General features: G+C 35.9%; 16 protein-coding genes and 1 other annotated feature. Of the genes, 14 read left to right on the forward strand and 2 right to left on the reverse strand.

The genetic code is table 11. The features are described from left to right. Positions 1-238: 238 nt before the first annotated feature. Complete coding sequence (locus RV14_RS07040) at positions 239-1,039, forward strand: glycosyltransferase family 2 protein (protein WP_071855586.1); 801 nt, start codon at positions 239-241, stop codon at positions 1,037-1,039. 76 nt (positions 1,040-1,115) lie between these two features. On the opposite strand, the gene RV14_RS07045 is transcribed toward RV14_RS07040, so the two are convergent. Next, positions 1,116-1,817, reverse strand: coding sequence for a Crp/Fnr family transcriptional regulator (locus RV14_RS07045; protein ID WP_071855587.1), 702 nt, complete (start codon positions 1,815-1,817; stop codon positions 1,116-1,118). 461 nt (positions 1,818-2,278) lie between these two features. Here RV14_RS07045 and arcA point away from each other — a divergent pair, with 461 nt between their 5' ends. The 4 genes from arcA (at position 2,279) to argS (ending at position 7,784) form a co-directional block, all read left to right on the forward strand. Further along, positions 2,279-3,508 (forward strand): arginine deiminase, encoded by a 1,230-nt coding sequence (gene arcA / locus RV14_RS07050; protein WP_071855588.1) that lies wholly within the window; start codon positions 2,279-2,281, stop codon positions 3,506-3,508. Between the two features lie 88 nt (positions 3,509-3,596). Continuing rightward, positions 3,597-4,616 (forward strand): ornithine carbamoyltransferase, encoded by a 1,020-nt coding sequence (gene argF, locus RV14_RS07055; protein ID WP_071855589.1) that lies wholly within the window; start codon positions 3,597-3,599, stop codon positions 4,614-4,616. A gap of 116 nt (positions 4,617-4,732) precedes the next feature. Then, positions 4,733-5,683 carry a carbamate kinase gene (gene arcC / locus RV14_RS07060; RefSeq protein WP_071855590.1) on the forward strand — a complete coding sequence of 317 codons (951 nt, stop codon included), beginning with the start codon at positions 4,733-4,735 and terminating at the stop codon, positions 5,681-5,683. A 137-nt stretch (positions 5,684-5,820) separates the two neighbouring features. Next, positions 5,821-6,020, forward strand: a binding site (T-box leader). Between the two features lie 72 nt (positions 6,021-6,092). Continuing rightward, entirely contained in the window at positions 6,093-7,784 is a 1,692-nt protein-coding gene (argS, locus tag RV14_RS07065) for an arginine--tRNA ligase (RefSeq protein WP_071855591.1), read from the forward strand. Between the two features lie 114 nt (positions 7,785-7,898). On the opposite strand, the gene RV14_RS07070 is transcribed toward argS, so the two are convergent. After that, positions 7,899-8,411, reverse strand: coding sequence for an arginine repressor (locus RV14_RS07070; RefSeq protein WP_071855592.1), 513 nt, complete (start codon positions 8,409-8,411; stop codon positions 7,899-7,901). Between the two features lie 385 nt (positions 8,412-8,796). Between RV14_RS07070 and rpsB the strand changes: the two genes are divergently transcribed. The 9 genes from rpsB to RV14_RS07115 all read left to right on the forward strand — a co-directional run bounded on the left by rpsB (position 8,797) and on the right by RV14_RS07115 (position 22,059). Beyond that, positions 8,797-9,579 carry a 30S ribosomal protein S2 gene (gene rpsB, locus RV14_RS07075; protein WP_071855593.1) on the forward strand — a complete coding sequence of 261 codons (783 nt, stop codon included), beginning with the start codon at positions 8,797-8,799 and terminating at the stop codon, positions 9,577-9,579. A 96-nt stretch (positions 9,580-9,675) separates the two neighbouring features. Continuing rightward, positions 9,676-10,557, forward strand: coding sequence for a translation elongation factor Ts (gene tsf, locus RV14_RS07080; RefSeq protein WP_071855594.1), 882 nt, complete (start codon positions 9,676-9,678; stop codon positions 10,555-10,557). A 209-nt stretch (positions 10,558-10,766) separates the two neighbouring features. Further along, on the forward strand, positions 10,767-11,489 hold the full coding sequence (pyrH, locus tag RV14_RS07085) for a UMP kinase (protein WP_071855595.1): 723 nt from the start codon (positions 10,767-10,769) through the stop codon (positions 11,487-11,489). 3 nt (positions 11,490-11,492) lie between these two features. Beyond that, the gene (gene frr / locus RV14_RS07090; RefSeq protein ID WP_071855596.1) at positions 11,493-12,050 is read left to right on the forward strand and encodes a ribosome recycling factor; all 558 of its coding nucleotides are present in this window, start codon (positions 11,493-11,495) and stop codon (positions 12,048-12,050) included. 288 nt (positions 12,051-12,338) lie between these two features. Then, positions 12,339-13,142 carry an undecaprenyl pyrophosphate synthase gene (locus tag RV14_RS07095; protein ID WP_071855597.1) on the forward strand — a complete coding sequence of 268 codons (804 nt, stop codon included), beginning with the start codon at positions 12,339-12,341 and terminating at the stop codon, positions 13,140-13,142. Positions 13,143-13,144: 2 nt separating this feature from the next. Then, complete coding sequence (locus tag RV14_RS07100; RefSeq protein ID WP_071855598.1) at positions 13,145-13,945, forward strand: phosphatidate cytidylyltransferase; 801 nt, start codon at positions 13,145-13,147, stop codon at positions 13,943-13,945. Between the two features lie 374 nt (positions 13,946-14,319). Beyond that, on the forward strand, positions 14,320-15,588 hold the full coding sequence (gene rseP, locus RV14_RS07105; protein ID WP_071855599.1) for an RIP metalloprotease RseP: 1,269 nt from the start codon (positions 14,320-14,322) through the stop codon (positions 15,586-15,588). Between the two features lie 58 nt (positions 15,589-15,646). Further along, the gene (locus RV14_RS07110) at positions 15,647-17,350 is read left to right on the forward strand and encodes a proline--tRNA ligase (RefSeq protein WP_071855600.1); all 1,704 of its coding nucleotides are present in this window, start codon (positions 15,647-15,649) and stop codon (positions 17,348-17,350) included. Between the two features lie 356 nt (positions 17,351-17,706). Next, positions 17,707-22,059, forward strand: coding sequence for a PolC-type DNA polymerase III (locus tag RV14_RS07115; protein ID WP_071855601.1), 4,353 nt, complete (start codon positions 17,707-17,709; stop codon positions 22,057-22,059). Position 22,060 lies beyond the last annotated feature (1 nt).

The raw sequence follows: 22,060 nt of genomic DNA on the forward strand, positions 1-22,060 counted from the left end.
AGCAATAAATTTGTTGGCGATATAACGCTTCTAATTTTTAATCAATGGCAGTGAAATAGAGTATTGTTTTTGTTACTATCAGTTATAAGAGGGAATAGATCGTGGCAAAAAAATGAGCGGTATTTCTCCTAGCTTGAAAAGATGAGTTTTCTTTTAAAACGTAGGATTACCATGAGATGTTCGACTTAATTGTAGTCAAAGAGCCGTTAGTTATATTGAATAAAAAAGGAGAACTGAAATGATTAGTGTGATCATTCCCACGTTTAATGCGGAAAAATCAATTGAACGTGCAGTAAATTCTGTATTAAGCCAAAGCTGTCAGGATTTTGAAATCATTATTGTTGATGATTGTTCAACTGATAATACTTGGCAAATTTTAAATCGGTTGCAAAAAAAGGATCATAGGATTAGGATTTACCAAAATGATAGAAATTCTAAAAGTGCGTATACTAGAAATCAAGCGATAAAAAAAGCTCGAGGAGAATATATTATGCAGTTGGATGATGATGACTACTGTCGTGTGGATCGTATGGAAAAACAACTGACATTTTTGCAGGATCATCAAGCATATAGTTTTGTTGGATCAAATGCTTATCTGTGGGATCAAGCGGGGATTTACGGGGAGCGAATTGTCAAGCAACAACCTGAAATAAAAGACTTATTGAAAACGAGTCCATTTATTAATCCTTCTGTCCTGTTTAAAAAACAAGTATTAGAATCTGTCGGTGGTTATCGCGTTTCGAAAGATACAGTCAGAGGACAAGACTATGATTTATACATGCGGTTGTATGCTAAAGGATATAAAGGCTATAATCTGCAAGAAAAATTAGTCTATTATTATCAAGACGAAGCGTACTATAATAAAATTTCATGGAAAAACCGCTTAGGTGAAAGTCGTCTAAAGTATAGAAATTTCAAGAAGCTGAAAGTTGCTAAAATAAATTATGTCTATGTGTTAAAGCCGTTAGTTGCCATAGTGATTCCTAAAGCGCTATTCGTTTGGCATAAACATCGCAAGAAACGATCAACATTTTCTTGAGAAGCAATTATATTGAAAGGGCAATAAAACGTATCGTAAAAGTAATCACTTACTTTTTTACGATACGTTTTATTTATCAGCTTCTTAAAGCAGGGGTGACAGCGGTTTTACAAAAAGTAAAACGCTTTTTTTGATAATCCAATAACCCAGAATCTTTTAACTGTTTGATAACTTGTCCGGCTGTTTCTCTTGTCGTTCCACTATTAACTGCTAATTCTTTTAAAGTAATGGGATAAGGAATCTCTATGTGTCCATCTTTCGTAGGGATGCCAAGTTCTTCCTTTAATACGAATAAATTTTGTTTTACTCTGTCAAAAGCACTGGAAGTTAAGCCAATCTGAATACGTAATTCGTGCATGTCCACTACTTTTGATAGCTTATGAATCATATAAAGTAATTGATTAGGATTATTTTTAGCAATTTTTTCGTAGCAAGAGACCGGAAAGGAGAAAGTTTCAATGTCGGTCATTGCTTGGGCAGTATAGGCATAGATTCCTTCTTCAAAGATGCCAGACATTGGAAAAAGGTTATTTGCATTCACGTAATCATAATAGTAATAAGTCGCACTTTCATCATATCGTTCTAACCGAACTAACCCTTTTGTTAAAATGTAGAGGCGCTGCCGTTCATCCCCTTCGTCAAATAAAATTTGTCCTTTTTTATAAGAACGAAGGATGGTATGTTCTTTAATAAACTCAAATTCCTCATCAGTAAAGTTTTCAAAATCTGGTTGATAGCGCAATTTTGAAAAGTGAAAATCAATTCTGTTCACACGCATAAAACTCCCACTCCTTGCTTTCTTCTACTATCATATTGTGACTTTTTTTAGTAGAAATGTAAAGTTTTTACACATGTGAAAAGTGGCCTCTTTTTTTTAAGTAGGAAAATTTTTTGTTATCATGTATAAATTATACATAATAACTGCATAAAATATTTTAATTATTGAATATATTGTATAAAAAACGATATAGATACATAAAAATAGCGCTAATATCAGTACCAAACGAAAATGAAATGATTTATTTAAAAAAATTTTTTTGATGAATAAATATTTTTTTGAGAGAGTTTTCAGTATAAAAAAAGAGATAAAAGTTAATAAAAAATGTAAAAACGTGTATTTATTTAATTGTCTTTTAATAATGTGAAAAAAATCTCCTTTTGAATGAGAAGAAATTATGAAAGAGGTTACACAAAGACGCTATTCTATGAATGTAAACAAAATGAAGGAGGCAACATCACATGGATAAACCGATTCACGTTTTCTCTGAGATAGGGAAGCTAAAGACAGTTTTATTAAAACGACCTGGACAAGAAGTGGAAAATCTAACACCGGACATTATGGACCGTTTGTTGTTTGACGATATCCCTTATCTACCAATTGCGCAAGAAGAGCATGACTATTTTGCCAAAACTTTGCAAAATGAAGGCGTTGAAACTTTATACCTAGAAAAATTAGCAGCGGAAGCAATTGATGCTGGTAATGTAAAAGAACAATTCTTGAATAAAATGTTAGACGAATCTCATATTGTATCTGCTGCTGTAAGAGATGGTCTTTATGAGTTCCTTTTATCGATGGAAACCCAAGAAATGATTGATAAAATCATGGCTGGCGTTCGTACAAAAGATATCGATGTACGTTCAAACAGTTTATACGATTTATCTTCAAGTGACGACTATCCGTTTTATATGGATCCAATGCCAAACCTTTATTTCACGCGCGATCCATCCGCATCTATGGGCAATGGAATGACTGTCAATAAAATGACTTTTGAGGCACGACGTCGTGAATCAATGTTTACAGAATACATTTTAAAATACCATCCCCGTTTTGCAAATAAAGGCGTTGAAGTGTGGCTAGATCGAGAAAATCCAGATCATATCGAAGGCGGAGATGAATTAATTTTAAGTGATAAAGTGGTTGCGATTGGAATTTCACAACGTACAAGTGCTAAAGCTATTGAAAAGTTAGCTCATCATTTATTTACTAAAAATGCAGGTTTTGAAAAAATTTTAGCGATAAAGATTCCTAATAATCGAGCAATGATGCACTTAGATACAGTGTTTACAATGGTAGATTATGACAAGTTCACGATTCATCCTGCGATCCAAAGTAAAGAAGGAGAAATGGATGTCTTTACGATTGAACAAGCTGGAGATGAGATTAAGATTTCTCATTCAAACGATTTACATGCTTCGTTAAAAGCTGCTTTAGGACTGGATGATCTTGTATTGATCCCAACTGGCAACGGTGACGCTATTGTAGCGCCTCGTGAACAATGGAATGATGGTTCTAATACTTTAGCTATCGCACCTGGAGTTGTTGTAACTTACAACCGCAATTATGTATCAAATGAGCTGTTACGTAGTTACGGCATTAAAGTGTTGGAAATTAATTCAAGTGAATTGTCACGCGGACGTGGTGGTCCTCGTTGCATGAGCCAACCGTTGATACGTGAAGATTTAAAATAGCAGAAGTTTTCAACGGCAGTTTAACTGTTAGCTGCTGATGGATTTTTCTTTAAAAAAAATGAAAAAAAACTAAAGGAGAACGTTAGTTATGAAAGAATCTGTATTTCAAGGAAGAAGTTTATTAGCAGAAAAAGATTTTACAAAAGAAGAATTACAATATTTAATTGATTTTTCTGAACACTTAAAAGAGTTGAAAAAACGTGGCATTCCTCATCATTATTTAGAAGGAAAAAATATTGCCCTTTTATTTGAAAAAACGTCTACACGTACACGTTCGGCATTTACTACAGCGGCCATTGATTTAGGAGCACATCCTGAATATTTAGGTGCAAATGATATTCAATTAGGGAAAAAAGAATCAACGGAAGATACTGCAAAAGTATTAGGTCGAATGTTTGATGGAATTGAATTTCGTGGTTTCAGCCAAAAAATGGTGGAAGAACTAGCAGAATTTTCAGGCGTTCCTGTTTGGAATGGCTTAACAGATGAATGGCATCCAACTCAAATGATCGCTGATTTCTTAACCATTCAAGAAAACTTTGGAAAAGTTGAAGGAATTACCGTTGCTTACTGTGGCGATGGTCGCAACAACATGGCAAATTCGTTGTTGGTGACAGGTGCTATTTTAGGAGCCCATATGCGTATTGTCGCACCAAAAGAACTACAACCTGAAGAAGAAATTGTGAAAATGGCAGAAGAATTTGCTGCTAAATCTGGTGCAAAATTAATGATTACAGATGATGTCGATAAAGGGGTAGATGGCGCAGACGTTCTTTATGCAGATGTATGGGTATCAATGGGTGAAGAAGATAAATTTGAAGAACGTATTAAATTGTTAAAACCTTATCAAATTAATATGGAAATGGTTGAAAAAACACATAATACAGACCGTTTAATTTTCTTGCATTGCTTACCAGCATTTCATGATACAAACACCGTTTACGGAGAACAAATGAAAGAACGCTTTGGGATTACTGAAATGGAAGTAACAGATGAAGTCTTCCGCAGCAAATACGCCCGTCAATTTGACCAAGCAGAAAACCGAATGCACTCAATCAAAGCCATTATGGCTGCCACTCTTGGTAATTTATTTATCCCTCGAGTGTAACGTTTACCGACATTGATTTCATGAACAAAACGAGTCAGCTTTAAGGAAATGTTGTCAAGAGCTGGCTTGTTTTGTTATTAAAAAGTTTAGCACCTATCGAAGAAAGGAAGACGAACATGGCAAAACGTAAAGTAGTTGTTGCATTAGGTGGCAATGCGATTTTATCAACGGATGCAAGTGCAAAAGCACAGCAAGAGGCATTAAAGAAGACTGCTAAGTACCTAGTAAAATTTGTTGAACAAGGAGATGAATTAATTATCTCTCATGGAAATGGTCCGCAAGTTGGTAATTTGTTGATTCAACAACAAGCAGCAAATTCAGAAAAAACACCAGCCATGCCGCTGGATACTTGTGTGGCGATGACGGAAGGTTCGATTGGTTACTGGTTGCAAAATGCAATGGGAGAAGTGTTAAAAGCAAGAGGAATTGATAAACAGGTCGTTTCTTTAGTGACACAAGTTCTCGTTGATGAAAAAGATCCATCATTTAAAAAGCCAAGTAAACCAGTCGGACCATTTTTTACAGAAGAAGAAGCCCGTAAACAAATGGAAAATGATCCAACAGTGACATTTAAAGAAGATGCTGGTCGAGGTTGGCGTAAAGTTGTCGCTTCGCCTAAACCAATTTCTATCAAAGAAGCTAGCGTCATTGAAACTTTAGTGGAACAAGGTGTGATTACAATTTCTGTCGGTGGTGGCGGTATTCCTGTCGTAGAAACAGCAACAGGACTGCAAGGACGAGAAGCTGTCATTGACAAAGATTTTGCTTCTGAAAAATTAGCAGAAATAATTGATGCTGATTTATTGATTGTTTTAACAGGGGTCGACAATGTTTATGTAAATTATCAAAAACCGGATCAAAAGAAATTAGAAACAGTTTCAATTTCTGAAATGAAACAATACATTGATGAAAATCAATTTGCTCCAGGTAGCATGTTGCCAAAAGTGGAAGCGGCGATTGCCTTTGTTGAAGCAAAACCAGATGCTAAAGCAATTATTACGTCTTTAGAAAATATTGAAAATTTGTTGGCGTCTGAAGAAGGAACAATCATCATTGCAGACAATTAAGGAGATAGTCGGATAAAGCATGGTGAAAAATGTCCAGTCGGTATTTTTTCTTTTTTAGACTTACTGAACATTTTTTATAAAAATCCCTAGCCAGTAGATTTTTTTTCTGCTATAATTCAACACAAATAGAATATATTTACAGTTTGCTGAACAAGAGAGTAATTGTATTTACTTGATACAAGCGAGTTTGGGATTGGTGAAAGCCAAACGAGAGAGGTACAAGGAAGCGCACTTGGAGAACTCTGTTTAAAACAGACGGTCATCTGCCGTTATTAGATAAAGCTGGTTCTAAAAATAGGACAATTGGAGTGGTACCGCGGGATATCTCGTCTCTAGTGATTATATGAAGATATATAATCACTAGAGATTTTTTGTTTTCTGTAAATAAAAGTATTTAGGAGGAATGTAAATGAATAACAAAGATATTGTTGCTAAAGCAATCTATGATGTCGTGAAAGACGATTTTACCATGAAACAAGTGGAACAATTACTAGAACATCCAAAATCTTCAGACCATGGAGATGTTGCTTTTCCTGCATTTTCGTTGGCTAAAGTTTACCGAAAAGCGCCGCAACAAATTGCAGCAGACTTGGCAAAAAAAATCAATACAATGCGTTTTGAAAAAATCGAAGTCGTTGGTCCATATTTAAATTTTTTCATGAATAAAGCTATGGTAAGTAAAGAAGTGCTATCTTCTGTTGTAAAAACAAAAGAACATTATGGAGACAGTACGATTGGCAACAAAGGAAATGTCCCTATTGATATGTCCTCACCTAATATCGCAAAACCAATCTCTATGGGACATTTACGTTCTACTGTAATTGGAAACTCTATTGGTTTTATTTTAGAAAAAATTGGCTACAAACCAATTCGTATCAATCACTTAGGAGATTGGGGGACTCAATTTGGTAAATTAATTGTCGCTTATAAAAAATGGGGATCAAAAGAGGCTGTTAAGTCTGAACCAATTAACGAACTGTTGCGTCTTTATGTCCAATTTCATGAAGTGGCTGAAGGACAACCGGAATTAAATGATGAAGCGCGGTTATGGTTTAAACGTTTAGAAGAAGGCGACAAAGAAGCTATTGAATTGTGGCAATGGTTCCGAGATGAATCAATGAAGGAATTTAACAAGATTTATGATCTACTAGAAGTTCATTTTGATTCCTTAAACGGAGAAGCTTTCTATAATGATAAAATGGACGAGATTGTGACGCTTTTAGAAGAAAAACATTTATTACAAGCAGATAAAGGTGCGGAAATTGTTGATTTGTCTGCTTACGATTTAAATCCAGCTCTGATTAAAAAATCTGATGGTGCAACACTTTACATTACCCGTGACTTAGCAGCTGCACTTTATCGAAAACGAACCTATCATTTTAGTCAATCTTTATATGTTGTTGGAAATGAACAAAGTTACCACTTCAAACAGCTCAAAGCAGTCCTTAAAGAGTTAGGGTTTGACTGGTCCGATGACATGCACCACATTCCATTTGGATTAATTACTCAAGGTGGAAAAAAATTATCCACACGTAAAGGAAAAATTGTTTTGTTAGAAGAAGTGCTTAATGAAGCAATTCAATCTGCAAAAGAGCAAATTAGCGAGAAAAATCCTGATTTACCAAACAAAGACCTTGTGGCAAAACAAGTGGGGGTTGGCGCTGTTATTTTCCATGACTTAAAAAATGATCGTTTAAATACATTTGATTTCAATTTAGAAGAAGTCGTGCGTTTTGAAGGAGAGACAGGTCCATACGTTCAATATACACACGCTAGAGCGATGAGCTTATTAGAAAAAGATGGCTTTAGCCCTTCTGAAGACCAAGAATATTCCTTGTCTGATGAAAATAGCTGGGAAGTAATTAAGTTAGTTAAAAAGTATCCGGAAACTGTTTTACAAGCAGGTGAAAAATATGAACCTTCAATCATTGCTAAACATGCCATTAAGTTAGCACAAGCATTTAACAAGTATTATGCGCAGACAAAAATTTTGGCAGAAGATGAACAAAAAGAGGCTCGTTTGGCTTTGGTGTATGCTGTTTCAGTATTATTAAAAGAAGATTTACGTCTGCTTGGTTTACATGCACCTGACAAAATGTAAGAACAAAGTTGAGCGTGTTAAATTTTAACAAATAAATCGGCTGTCACAACGACTTGAAAAAAGAAGATTATGATAGCCGGTCTATTTTTAAAGAAGAAGTAGTTTGAAAAGAGCTTATACTTTATCAATGTTACTATTGAATTGTTTTTTAAAAAGTGTTGTTTTCTTTGGAGTTTGTAAGAATTTTTCTACCAATTTCGCTTCTTCATCATTTTGGGAAATGACGATTGTGGTATCAAAGCCAGCAATCGTACTGACAATGTGCGGTGGTTTAATTTCGTCTAAAACAGAAGCAAAGAGAGGGGCATTGTCTGGTAACGTGTGAACGATTGTTAAAAAATGAACACGTTCTACTTTGGTAACAATGTCTTCAATTGTTTGAACTAGTCGTTTTTCATCGTCTGTTTTTGCTTCGTTTTCTTTCTTTCCCTGAAAGAAAACGAAGCGAGAAATGCCCTGTTCATCCGGTGCTTTTACGATTTTTAAATCGCGTATATCTCGAGAAATCGTTGCCTGTGTTGCTGTTACACCATAATCTTCCAATTTAGCCAATAATTCTTCTTGCGTGCGGACCGTAAACTCCTTAATTACTTGCTTAATCAGTAAATGTCGCTCAGATTTACGCATAGCCTTTCTCCTTTACGAAAGATTTCAAATGTATCATATCAAAAAAAAATCAACTTGCCCATTAATATTCTGCTTTACAAGATAACTTTAGGAAATATTCGCTTCATTTTTTAGAAAAAATCCGACGAAAAATAGAGAATGAGTAAAACAGAAAAGATTTTTCTTGCTATTTAATAGTAAGTCAGGTAAAATACTGAATGTTGAGCAGAAACCTACATGTAATAAGTACTAAGCTATGAAAGTGGCGAGTTGACTAAAATTTCATGTTTTTTGTCTCAATAAATCCACATTCTTGTTGGATCGTTGATAGGTGCTTGAAAAAGTTTGTCAGCGAGGTAAAAGACAAGAAGAGGGAGAATAAAAACCAAATCGGAGGAAATAAAAGATGGCAGTAATTTCAATGAAACAATTACTAGAAGCCGGCGTACACTTTGGTCACCAAACTCGTCGCTGGAATCCAAAAATGAAGAAATATATCTTTACAGAAAGAAATGGCATCTACATCATTGACTTGCAAAAAACAGTTAAATTAGTAGATGCAGCGTATGAGTACATGAAAAACGTGGCAGAAGAAGGCGGCGTAGCTTTATTTGTAGGTACAAAAAAACAAGCACAAGAAGCAATTAAAGATGAAGCAACACGTGCTGGACAATATTACGTGAATCATCGTTGGTTGGGCGGTACATTGACTAACTGGGATACTATTCAAAAGCGTATCAATCGCTTAAAACAAATTAATGCAATGGAAGAAGACGGAACTTTTGAAGTTTTACCTAAAAAAGAAGTTGCTGGTTTGAATAAACAACGTGAACGTCTTGAAAAATTCTTGGGTGGTATCGCTGATATGCCAAGAATTCCGGATGTTATGTACATCGTGGATCCGCGTAAAGAACGTATTGCTGTTCAAGAAGCACATAAATTAAATATCCCAATTGTAGCGATGGTTGATACAAACTGTGATCCAGATGAAATTGACGTAGTAATTCCTTCAAATGACGATGCTATTCGTGCGGTTAAATTGATTACTTCAAAAATGGCCGATGCGTTTATCGAAGGAAATCAAGGAGAAGACCAAGTCGTTGAAGAAGATTTTGTTGTAGAAAACAATGCTACTTCAATCGAAGAAATCGTTGACGTTGTAGAAGGCGACAATACTACAGAAGAATAACTTTTAAATGATGGAGCTGTTTCAAAGGCTAGGCGACAAGCCTCACTCTCCTTTGAAACAGCTTTTTTTTTAAATGAAAATATAGGGGGATAAAAAATGGCAGATGTAACAGCTAAAATGGTAAAAGAACTGCGTGAAATGACAGGCGTAGGTATGATGGATGCGAAAAAAGCATTAGTTGAAGTAGAAGGCGACATGGAAAAAGCTGTGGATCTTTTACGTGAAAAAGGGATGGCTAAAGCAGCAAAGAAAAACGATCGCATTGCAGCTGAAGGATTAGCTTCTGTTGCAGTGAAGGGAAATACGGCAGCAATTGTTGAAGTTAACTCAGAGACTGACTTTGTTTCTAAAAATGAAATGTTCCAAGATTTAGTTAGAGAAATTGCTGAACTTGTTGCAGAAAATAAACCTGCGGATATGGATGCTGCAATGAAAATCAAAACTGAAAAAGGAACGATCGAATCTGATTTAATTGAAGCAACACAAGTTATCGGAGAAAAAATCAGTTTCCGTCGTTTCGAAGTGATTGAAAAAGACGATAATGCAGCTTTTGGCGGTTATTTGCATATGGGTGGACGTATTGCGGTAGTTACTGTTTTAGATGGTACGACGGATGAATCTGTGGCAAGAGATATTGCAATGCATGTAGCAGCAATCAATCCTCGTTATGTAAATGAAACACAAATTCCAGAAGCTGAATTAGAGCATGAAAAAACTGTTTTAACTGAACAAGCTTTAAATGAAGGTAAACCAGCAAATATTGTTGAAAAAATGGTGGAAGGTCGCTTGAAGAAATTTAAAGCAGAAATCGCTTTGGTTGATCAACCATTTGTTAAAGACCCGGATATGACAGTGGAAAAATATGTTGCTTCTAAAGGTGCAACGGTGAAAAGTTTTGTCCGTTTTGAAGTTGGTGAAGGGATCGAAAAACGCGAAGATAATTTTGTTGAAGAAGTAATGAGTCAAGTGAAAAAATAATTCTGATAGATTATCACTTGTTGATTCAAACAGCCTTTCTTTTTTAAGTTTGAATCCTAATAATGATGATGCTTATTTGAAATGAAAAAAGGAGCAGCGACGTATGTCACAGCTCTTTTTTTTAAGCGTGGGGACAAATAATTAGACTTTTAGTAGCTAATTTATCTGAATATGGTAAAATAGCAATAGAAAATATTGGAGGAATGAACATGGTCACACCGAAATATCAGCGCGTAGTCTTAAAATTAAGTGGAGAAGCCTTAGCTGGAAATGAAGGTTTTGGAATTAAACCGCCTGTTATTAAAGAGATTATTAAAGAAATTAAAGAGGTACACGAATTAGGCGTTGAGATGGCAATCGTTGTAGGTGGTGGCAATATCTGGCGTGGACAAATCGGTGCTCAAATGGGGATGGAACGTGCCCAAGCCGATTATATGGGAATGCTGGCTACGGTGATGAATGCTTTAGCGCTACAAGATACTTTAGAAAACGTAGGGGTGCCAACGCGGGTGCAGACATCAATTGAGATGCGGCAAATTGCTGAGCCGTATATCCGACGAAAAGCAGAACGTCATTTAGAAAAAGGACGTATTGTTATTTTTGCCGGCGGAACGGGCAATCCCTATTTTTCAACGGATACGACTGCGGCGTTACGTGCAGCTGAAATTGGTGCTGATGTTATTTTAATGGCTAAAAATAATGTTGATGGTGTTTATTCAGCCGATCCAAAGGTCGATGCGAATGCAGTGAAATTTGAAGAACTGACACACTTGGAAGTGATCGCAAAAGGATTACAAGTAATGGATTCTACTGCTAGCTCACTTAGCATGGATAATGATATCCCGTTACTGGTCTTTAATTTAAATGAACATGGAAACATTCGACGCGCCATTTTAGGTGAAAATATTGGAACAACTGTAAGGGGGAAATAAAAGATGACAGATGCAGTGATGACAGAAGCAAAAGAAAAAATGAAAAAAGCAGCACAAAGTTTACAACGTGAACTTGGACAAATTCGTGCAGGACGTGCAAATGCAAGTCTTCTTGACCGAATCACCGTTAATTATTACGGTGCACCAACGCCATTGAATCAAATGGCTTCAATTCAAATTCCTGAAGCACGGGTATTGATGATTACACCTTTTGATAAAAGTATTCTTCAAGAGGTAGAAAAAGCGATATTGGCAAGTGATATTGGCATTAGTCCAACGAATGACGGAAATGTGATTCGTTTAGTTATTCCACAATTAACAGAAGAACGCCGGAAAGAATTGGCCAAAGAAGTGAAAAAAGCAGCAGAAAATGCTAAGATTGCGGTGCGCAATATTCGTCGTGATACAATTGACGAATACAAGAAGCAACAAAAGAAAGGTGATATCACAGAAGACGATTTACGTGGGTTAGAAAAAGAAGTTCAAACGTTAACGGATAACGGAATCAAAGAAATAGATAAAATTGCTAGCGAAAAAGAACAAGAATTATTAGAAGTTTGAGAGTAAGAGGATAGAATTGCTAAAGTGTGGGATGACAATCAGAAAAAATCTGATTTTCCCCACTTTTTTTAAACTTAAGGAAAAGAAATTTTGTTTCTAACTAAAAGGAAGTTAATGGATTGTTGGGATGAAAAATGGTGTTACATGTAATTGCTCGAACTGTATGTAGCTGGGAAAAATTAAAAAAGTAGAAAAATAACTAAAAAAATTAATAGATCATAGGAAATCAAGTATTTAATTGCTATAATATCAAAGATAGTGGTAATTTTTAGTATAGGAGGAAAAAGAATGTTACGTTTTTTTCCGCAAAAAAACAAATATATTCAAGAAAAAAGCAGTTTTCATTTTGATGCGGAAGGTGCTATACCGCAGCATGTAGCGATTATTATGGATGGAAATGGTCGTTGGGCTCAAAACCGACGCTTACCTCGTGTAGTGGGTCATAAAGAGGGAATGGAGACGGTGAAAAAGGTGACGAAAAAAGCTTCTAAATTAGGGGTTAAAGTGTTGACGCTTTATGCTTTTTCAACTGAAAATTGGAAGCGACCAAAAGATGAAGTCAGTTTTTTGATGCAGCTTCCCGTTGATTTTTTTGACATGTTTGTTCCTGAATTGATCAGAGAAAATGTGAAAGTTCATGTGATGGGGTATGAAGAAGTGTTGCCTGAGCATACACAAAATGCGATTAGAAGAGCAATTGAACAAACAAAAGATAATACGGGAATGATCCTCAATTTTGCTTTAAATTATGGGAGTAGAGCAGAGATTATTACTGCTGTTAAAGAAATTGCAGAAGAGGTAAGAAAGCAAGAAATAATGGTTGAAGCCATTGATGATACGATGATTGCTGATCATTTAATGACCGGCTTTTTGCCAACTGAGCTGCGTGATCCGGAACTCGTTATTCGCACAAGTGGTGAAGAGAGAATCAGTAATTTTTTACTTTGGCAGCTTGCTTATAGTGAATTGTACTTTACGAAGGCTTTGTGGCCTGATTTTGATGGTATGCATTTAGAAGCAGCTATTGCTGCCTTTCAAAATAGAGATCGGCGCTTTGGCGGTGTCAAGAAATTAAAGAAAGAAGGAGATTAATCATGAAAAAACGCGTGATTACAGCGGTTGTGGCATTAGCCTTATTTATCCCGATCATCTGGATGGGTGGAATGCTGTTAGAGCTTGTTGCTGCGGTATTAGCAGTAGTTGGGGTATATGAACTGTTTAAAATGAAGGGCTTGACGCTGCTAAGTTTTGAAGGTCTCTTATCTGCAATTGGTGCAGTGATTTTGGTGTTGCCAAAAGAACGCTGGTTTTTCTTTCTACCAGAAATGACAAGTACTTTTATTTTATTTTACTTTGTTGTCATGATTTTATTAGGTAGCTCTGTTATTTCAAAAAATACCTATACAATAGATGAAGCTGGATTTCCGGTAATTGTTAGTTTATACGTAGGAATTGGATTTCAAAATTTTGTTAATGCAAGAATCGAAGGCTTGGCTGTTTTAATTTTTGGCTTATTGATTGTTTGGGCCACTGATATCGGGGCTTACATGATTGGTAGAAAGTACGGCAAACATAAGTTAAGTCCCGACATTTCGCCAAACAAAACGATCGAGGGGGCATTAGGTGGTATTGTAAGTGCGCTTGTTGTGGCTATTTTATATTTTTTACTCTACCCGGTGAATGAATTATTTAGACATAGCGTGTTCGTTATGTTCCTTCTTACCATTCTTTTATCAATGGTTGGTCAGTTTGGTGATTTAGTTGAATCATCGATTAAACGGCACTATGAGGTGAAAGATTCCGGAAATATTTTGCCGGGACATGGCGGAATACTTGATCGCTTTGATAGTCTGTTTTTTGTTTTTCCAATGATGCATTTGTTTGGGCTTATTTAGTAAAATGTGATGGGAAGTTATTGCTAAGTGCATTTGTTTAATGTTTTTGTAGAGCTGTATTTTTAATGAAAAAATTTAGTCGCTTTTTATGTAAAAAATAAAAAAGCGACTAAATTTTTGGAATAAAAAGAAAAAATGTTTGATTTTGCTCTAAAAAGCTAGTAAAAGCAAAAGGTATTTTTCAAAAATTAGCGAGACTAACAAGATTGGGTGAATTACTTTTGTTAATTTGAGGTTATTTTATGAGGAGGAATATATTTTTGTTTTGTCCTCTTTTTCGTTTAAACAGTTTCGCTATTGGTGAATTATTGATAATATGATAAAATTAAAGTGTTTTATTTGATATAAAAGAAAATAGTAAAGGAGAATGTAAAATGAAAACAATTATCACGTTTATCATTGTTTTTGGCATTTTAGTGCTAGTTCATGAATTTGGACACTTCTTCTTTGCGAAACGATCAGGAATTCTCGTTCGGGAATTTGCAATTGGGATGGGACCAAAGATTTATGGTCACCAAGCAAAGGATGGGACTACTTATACACTACGTTTATTGCCAATCGGGGGTTATGTGAGGATGGCAGGAAACGGAGATGATGAAACAGAAATGGCTCCTGGGATGCCGTTATCTCTTTTGTTAAATTCTGATGGTATCGTGGAGAAAATTAATTTAAGTAAAAAAATTCAATTAACAAATTCGATTCCAATGGAATTGATTCGTTATGACTTTGAAGAAAAGTTAACGATTACTGGTTTCATAAATGGAGATGAAGAACAAGAAGTCACCTACCTTGTCGCACATGACGCTTCGATCATTGAATCAGATGGAACGGAATTAAGAATTGCGCCAAAAGATGTTCAATTTCAATCAGCCAAATTATGGCAAAGAATGTTAACAAATTTTGCTGGACCTATGAATAATTTTCTTTTAGCAATCTTTTTATTCATTGTCCTTGCTTTTATGCAAGGTGGTGTCCAAGTAACGAATACCAATCAAATCGGCAAAATCTTACCCAATGGTGCAGCCCAAGCAGCAGGCTTAAAAGAAAATGACCATATTTTAGCAGTGAACGGTCAAACAATTCATTCGTGGAACGATTTAACGAACGTGATTACTAAAAATCCCGGAAAAAAATTAGCTTTTGAAGTAGAGCGGCAAGGGAAAAAACAAGCGATGAATGTAACACCAAATACAGTCGAGTCTAATGGTAAAAAAATGGGACAATTAGGAATTCAAGCTCCGTTGAAAACCGGTTTTATAGACAAAATTGTAGGCGGAACACAGCGGGCATTTAGTAGTTCACTAGAAATTTTTAAAGCGTTAGGTTCATTATTTACAAGTTTTAGTCTTGATAAACTTGGTGGCCCTGTTATGATGTTCCAATTGTCTTCAGAAGCTGCAAATCAAGGTGTAATCACAATTATTAGTTTGATGGCCGTGCTTTCAATGAACTTAGGAATTGTTAATTTATTACCAATTCCAGCACTTGATGGTGGGAAGCTGGTTCTTAATGTGATTGAAGGTATTCGTGGAAAACCATTAAGCCAAGAAAGAGAAGGATTTATTACTTTAGCAGGATTTGGCTTATTGATGCTTTTAATGATATTAGTTACATGGAATGATATTCAACGGTTCTTTTTTTAGAACATTACCTTTAATTACAGCTACAAACGATAATTCTTATTAAGAAGGAGCATACAGAATGAGACAATCAAAAATGTTGATTCCAACATTACGTGAAGTACCAAATGATGCAGAAGTACTAAGTCATCAGATTTTATTAAGAGCAGGTTACATCCGTCAAGTTTCAGCAGGAATTTATTCTTACTTGCCTTTAGCTAATCGAGTATTGGAAAAACTAAAATCCATCATGCGTGAAGAGTTTGAAAAGATCGGTGCGGTTGAAATGTTGATGCCTGCTCTTTTACCAGCGGAATTGTGGGAAGAATCTGGACGTTATGAAACATACGGTCCTAATTTGTATCGGCTAAATGATCGCAATGAACGGAAAATGATCCTCGGCCCCACTCATGAAGAAACTTTTACGGAATTGATTCGCAATGAAGTAAGTTCATACAAAAAATTACCGTTAAATTTGTATCAAATACAAACAAAATATCGTGATGAAAAACGACCTCGTTTTGGTTTGCTGCGCGGTCGAGAATTTATTATGAAAGATGCTTATTCTTTTCATGCTTCAGAAGAAAGTTTAGACGAAGCTTATAAGAATTATGAAAAAGCGTATACTGCAATTTTTAAACGTTGCGGCTTGGAATTTCGTGCGATCATCGGAGACGGCGGTGCAATGGGAGGAAAAGATTCCAAAGAATTCATGGCGATCTCTGAAATTGGCGAAGATACTATCTGTTATTCAACTAAAAGTGATTATGCAGCGAATTTAGAGATGGCCACGAGTTATTATGTTTCTAAGAAATCACACGAAACGCAGCTTGAACTAAAAAAAGTAGCTACGCCAGAAGTGAAGACCATTGAAGAAGTTGCTCACTTTTTCGAAACGGAGTCACAAAAAATCATAAAATCCGTTTTGTTTATCGCAGATAAAGAACCGGTTCTTATCTTAGTACGTGGCGATCATGAGGTAAATGATGTAAAATTGAAAAACTTTTTAGCGGTTGACTTTTTAGAAGAAGCAACAGCAGAAGATGCAAAAAAATACTTAGGAGCGGACTTCGGTTCTATCGGTCCAATCGGTGTATCAGAAGAAATAAAAGTTTATGCGGATCGACACGTCCAAGATCTTGCAAATGCGATTGTTGGGGCAAATGAGACGGATTTCCATTATGTAAATGTCAATCCAGAACGTGATTTTACAGTAATTGCTTATGAGGACCTGCGATTTGTGCAAGAAGGGGATCCATCACCGGATAATCATGGCGTGTTAGCTTTTACACGTGGAATCGAAATCGGCCATATTTTTAAATTAGGTACACGTTATAGTGAATCTATGGGAGCAACTGTTTTAGATGAAAACGGTCGTGAAAAACCTGTGATTATGGGTTGCTACGGCATTGGTGTGAGCCGTTTGCTTGCAGCAATCGTGGAGCAAAATTCAGATGAAAATGGCATCAACTGGCCTAAAGGAATCGCTCCGTTTGATTTACACGTTGTTCAAATGAACTTAAAAGATGAGTACCAAATAAACTTAACCAATGAAATAGAAAAAACAATGATAGAGGCTGGTTACCAAGTACTAGTTGATGATCGTAATGAGCGTGCAGGTGTCAAATTTGCTGACTCAGATTTAATTGGATGTCCAATTAGAATTACAGTAGGAAAAAAAGCAGTGGATGGAATTGTTGAAGTAAAAATCAAGAAAACCGGTGAAATGGTAGAAGTTCGTAAAGAAGAGTTGATTAATACCTTACCAATTTTGTTCAATCAATAAAAAATGAATCATTGATTGAATAAAATGAGCAAGAACGACTTGATTTAGAAAATAAGAGGATAAAACGATCTGTTGATGGTTTTATCCTCTTATTTAGTAAGTGAAGCGGTTTTGTTGTTATAGTGAAGGTTTGCTCAACAAAAAGTTTCTAACAGATATACTGTATAGTTTTCTAAAAAATAGTTTAGTTTACTTGATATTTAAAAATAAATAATTGGTGTTAGTCATCATCTAGCTATTCTTTCTCATTTTTTAATGTAAAATCAAACAAAAAAAGGTATACTAGATGATACGGAAAAAAAGAAGAGGCTAAAAAACAAGTACTATTTGTACCTCGTCAGAAAGGGCGTATTATCTTGTCAGAAAAACGTGAGTTATTTGAAAGGTTGTTGGATCAAATTCAACTAGAAGAAGTGGAAGAAAATCATCCGCTGATCGCTACTGGTGAAATGGAAAGTGTAGTCGTTCATCGAAAGTCAAGAATATGGGAATTCACCTTGCATTTTTCTCAAATTTTACCGATTATGCTTTATCGTTCGCTGGCGCAGCATTTAACGTTAGCCTTTAATGAGATTGCACAAGTCAAATTAAACGTCAAAGCTGACGACCAACGCTTTGATGAGAAATTATTACAAGATTATTGGGCACAGTCCTTAGAAAGTCAACAATGTGATACTCCTTTAGCTCAACAAGTATTAAAAACACAACTTCCTATATTGAAAGAACAAAAAATTGTTTTACCGGTAGATAGTCAAGGCGCCATTCAGTATTTAAAGCAACAATACTTACCTTTAGTTGAAAGTTTATTTGTAAGTTATGGGTTTCCTAAGTTTCGTATTGAACCTGAAATTGATGAAGAACAAGCGGCACGTGTTCTAAAACTATTTGAAGAACGTAAACAAGAACAAGCGGAAGCTTTTATGAAGCAAGCAGCAGAAAGTCTAATTGTTCATGAACAAAAGAAAAAAGAAAAAAAGGAACAGTTACCTGCTTTAGAAGGACCGATTCAACTTGGACGAAATATTCCAAGCGATGAACCAACGATACCGATGATTAATGTCATTGAAGAAGAACGTCGAGTGACTCTTGAAGGGTATGTATTTAATAAAGAAGTTCGTGAGCTTCGTTCCAAGCGAAAGATTTTAACACTAAAAATCACGGACTATACTTCTTCTTTTATTGTTAAAAAGTTTTCCAACAACGAAAAAGAGGAGCAAATTTTTGAAGCGATTCGTGTAGGAAGTTGGTTAAAAGTTAGAGGAAGTATTCAAGAAGATACTTTCGTACGTGATCTTGTTATGAATGCGCAAGATATTGTAGAGGTAAAACATTCGCCTCGTAAAGATTATGCCCCGGAAGGTTTAACACGTGTAGAGTTACATGTTCACAGCAACATGAGTACAATGGATGCTACAAATAGTATTTCTGATATTGTAGCTCAAGCTGGAAAATGGGGACATAAAGCGATCGCAATTACCGATCATGGCGGTGCACAAGCCTTTCCAGAAGCACATAATGCTGGGAAAAAAGCAGGCGTGAAAATTCTTTATGGTGTAGAAGCTAATGTTGTAGATGATGGTGTGCCAATTGCTTACAACGATGCGCATGTTTCCTTAAATGATGGTACTTATGTTGTTTTTGACGTAGAAACGACAGGATTGTCTGCTGTTTATGATACGATTATTGAGTTAGCGGCTGTTAAGATGTATAAAGGAAATGTTATTGAAAGTTTTGATGAATTCATTGATCCGGGTCATCCTCTTTCAAGAACAACGGTTGAATTGACTGGTATCACGGATGAAATGGTACGTGGTTCTAAGTCAGAAGAAGAAGTTTTACGTTTGTTTCTTGAATTTTCAAAAGATTCGATTCTCGTTGCCCATAATGCGGCATTTGATATGGGTTTCTTAAATACCAGTTATGCAAAATATAAAATCGCAGAAGCCACAAATCCAGTGATTGATACGCTTGAATTAGCTAGATATCTCTATCCGCAGTTTAAACGTTTCGGTTTGGGGGTTTTATCAAAAAAATTCGGTGTAAGTCTTGAACAACATCACCGAGCAATTTACGATGCAGAAGCAACTGGTCACTTGGCATGGATTTTTGTCAAAGAAGCGATGGAAAAACATGAAATGCTTTTTCATGATCAATTGAATGCTCATATTGGCGAAGGCGATTCGTATAAACGCGCTCGCCCGTTTCATGTGACTATTTTAGCGAAAAATCAAGCTGGCTTAAAAGATTTGTTTAAGTTGATTTCTATGTCAAATGTTGAATATTTTGAACGTGTTCCGCGTATTCCAAGATCTCAACTGAAGAAATTACGGGCAAATCTCTTTATTGGCTCTGCCTGTGATAAAGGTGAAATATTTGAGGCGATGATGCAAAAAGGAATTGAAGAAGCAAGAAATCGAGCAAAATTTTATGATTATATTGAAGTGATGCCAAAAGCAGTTTATGCCCCTTTGCTTGAACAGGAGTTAGTCAAAAACGAACAGGATCTAGAAGAAATTATCAGAAATTTAGTTGAAATCGGTCAAGATTTAAATAAAATTGTAGTAGCGACGGGTAACGTTCATTATATAAATGAAGAGGATGCAATTTATCGTAAGATTTTGATTCATTCAATGGGTGGAGCAAATCCATTGAATCGTCACAGCTTGCCCGATGTTTACTTTAGAACGACCGATGAAATGTTGACAGCTTTTAACTTTTTGGGTGAAGAGTTGGCTAAAGAAATTGTAGTGGAAAATACGAACAAAATTGCCGATCTTTGTGAAGAAGTCATTCCTGTCAAAGATGACTTGTATACGCCAAAAATTCCGGGGGCAGAAGAAGAAATTTCTAAATTGAGTTACGAGCGGGCAAAACAATTATACGGTGATCCGTTACCAGAAATCATCCAAAAACGATTAGAAAAAGAATTGAATTCGATTAACGGCAATGGTTTTTCTGTCATTTATTTAATTGCGCAAAAACTCGTGCATAAAAGTAATAAAGATGGCTATTTAGTTGGTTCACGTGGTTCGGTTGGTTCTAGTTTTGTGGCTACGATGACAGGAATTACAGAAGTGAATCCGTTAGCTCCTCACTATTATTGCCCAGATTGTCAGTATTCAGAATTCTTTGAAGATGGAACTTATGGTTCAGGATTTGATATGCCTGAAAAAAAATGTCCAAAGTGTGGGGCACGTTTGAATAAAGATGGACATGATATTCCTTTTGAAACGTTCTTAGGGTTTCATGGTGATAAAGTACCGGATATCGACTTAAACTTTTCGGGGGATTATCAAGCAGAAGCGCATAATTATACGAAAGTCTTGTTTGGAGAAGAATATGTTTATCGGGCAGGAACGATCGGTACAGTGGCGGATAAAACGGCTTATGGTTTTGTGAAAGGATATGAACGAGATTACAATTTACAGCTTCGTAGTGCAGAAGTGGATCGACTAGCTAAAGGAGCTACGGGAGTAAAAAGGACGACAGGACAGCATCCGGGAGGAATTATCGTTATTCCTGATTATATGGATGTCTATGATTTTACGCCTATTCAATATCCAGCAGATGATCAAGAGTCAGAATGGAAGACCACGCATTTTGATTTTCATTCCATTCACGATAACGTGTTGAAACTTGATATTCTTGGCCATGATGACCCAACTGTTATTCGGATGTTGCAAGACTTGTCTGGAATTGATCCGCAGACCATTCCAACGGATGATCCGGAAGTAATGAGAATTTTTGCGGGACCGGATGTATTAAATGTAACAAGTGAGCAGATTTACTCTAAAACGGGGACTCTCGGCATTCCTGAATTTGGCACGCGTTTTGTTCGAGGAATGTTGGAAGAAACTCATCCAACAACATTTGCTGAGCTGTTGCAAATCTCAGGATTGTCTCATGGGACAGATGTTTGGTTAGGAAATGCAGAAGAATTGATTAAACGCGGTGATGCAACGCTCGCAGAAGTAATCGGTTGTCGGGATGATATCATGGTTTATTTGATTCATGCAGGATTAGATAGCGGAATGGCTTTTAAAATCATGGAAACGGTTCGCAAAGGTCAATGGAATAAAATTCCTGATGAACTACGAGAAACCTATTTAGCTGCGATGAAAGAAAATAATGTGCCGGATTGGTATATTGATTCTTGTTCTAAAATCAAGTATATGTTCCCTAAAGCACACGCCGCGGCTTATGTATTAATGGCTTTACGTGTAGCCTATTTCAAAGTATATTTTCCTATTTTGTATTACTGTGCTTATTTTTCAGTCCGTGCAGATGACTTTGATTTAGTTGCTATGTGTAAAGGAAAAGATGCAGTCAAGCAAGTAATGAAAGACATTACTGATAAAGGATTAGACGCTTCAGTAAAAGAGAAGAACCAGTTGACAGTATTAGAATTGGCAAATGAAATGTTAGAAAGAGGCTTTCATTTTGGAATGATTGATCTTTATAAATCGGATGCGGTGAATTTTGTGATTGATGGAGAGACATTAATTGCTCCTTTTCGTGCAGTTCCAAGTTTGGGAATAAATGTAGCAAAACAAATTGTTGAAGCAAGAAAAGAAGGACCTTTCTTATCAAAGGAGGATCTTGCTACACGAGGAAAAGTTTCTAAAACATTGATTGAATACATGAATGATAATGGCGTTTTAAAAGATTTACCGGATGAGAATCAACTTTCGCTTTTTGATATGTTTTAAG

Source organism: Enterococcus ratti (genome assembly GCF_001886195.1).
Classification (GTDB): Bacteria; Bacillota; Bacilli; order Lactobacillales; family Enterococcaceae; genus Enterococcus_B; species Enterococcus_B ratti.

Excerpts from the sequence above, each read along its gene's own strand:
- argF (WP_071855589.1), top strand. The coding sequence starts at position 3,597 with ATGAAAGAATCTGTATTTCAAGGAAGAAGTTTATTAGCAGAAAAAGAT.
- tsf (WP_071855594.1), top strand. The coding sequence starts at position 9,676 with ATGGCAGATGTAACAGCTAAAATGGTAAAAGAACTGCGTGAAATGACA.
- rseP (WP_071855599.1), top strand. The coding sequence starts at position 14,320 with ATGAAAACAATTATCACGTTTATCATTGTTTTTGGCATTTTAGTGCTA.
- argS (WP_071855591.1), top strand. The coding sequence starts at position 6,093 with ATGAATAACAAAGATATTGTTGCTAAAGCAATCTATGATGTCGTGAAA.
- RV14_RS07045 (WP_071855587.1), bottom strand. The coding sequence starts at position 1,817 with ATGCGTGTGAACAGAATTGATTTTCACTTTTCAAAATTGCGCTATCAA.
- RV14_RS07070 (WP_071855592.1), bottom strand. The coding sequence starts at position 8,411 with ATGCGTAAATCTGAGCGACATTTACTGATTAAGCAAGTAATTAAGGAG.
- RV14_RS07040 (WP_071855586.1), top strand. The coding sequence starts at position 239 with ATGATTAGTGTGATCATTCCCACGTTTAATGCGGAAAAATCAATTGAA.
- arcC (WP_071855590.1), top strand. The coding sequence starts at position 4,733 with ATGGCAAAACGTAAAGTAGTTGTTGCATTAGGTGGCAATGCGATTTTA.
- pyrH (WP_071855595.1), top strand. The coding sequence starts at position 10,767 with ATGGTCACACCGAAATATCAGCGCGTAGTCTTAAAATTAAGTGGAGAA.
- rpsB (WP_071855593.1), top strand. The coding sequence starts at position 8,797 with ATGGCAGTAATTTCAATGAAACAATTACTAGAAGCCGGCGTACACTTT.
- arcA (WP_071855588.1), top strand. The coding sequence starts at position 2,279 with ATGGATAAACCGATTCACGTTTTCTCTGAGATAGGGAAGCTAAAGACA.
- RV14_RS07110 (WP_071855600.1), top strand. The coding sequence starts at position 15,647 with ATGAGACAATCAAAAATGTTGATTCCAACATTACGTGAAGTACCAAAT.
- RV14_RS07095 (WP_071855597.1), top strand. The coding sequence starts at position 12,339 with ATGTTACGTTTTTTTCCGCAAAAAAACAAATATATTCAAGAAAAAAGC.
- frr (WP_071855596.1), top strand. The coding sequence starts at position 11,493 with ATGACAGATGCAGTGATGACAGAAGCAAAAGAAAAAATGAAAAAAGCA.
- RV14_RS07100 (WP_071855598.1), top strand. The coding sequence starts at position 13,145 with ATGAAAAAACGCGTGATTACAGCGGTTGTGGCATTAGCCTTATTTATC.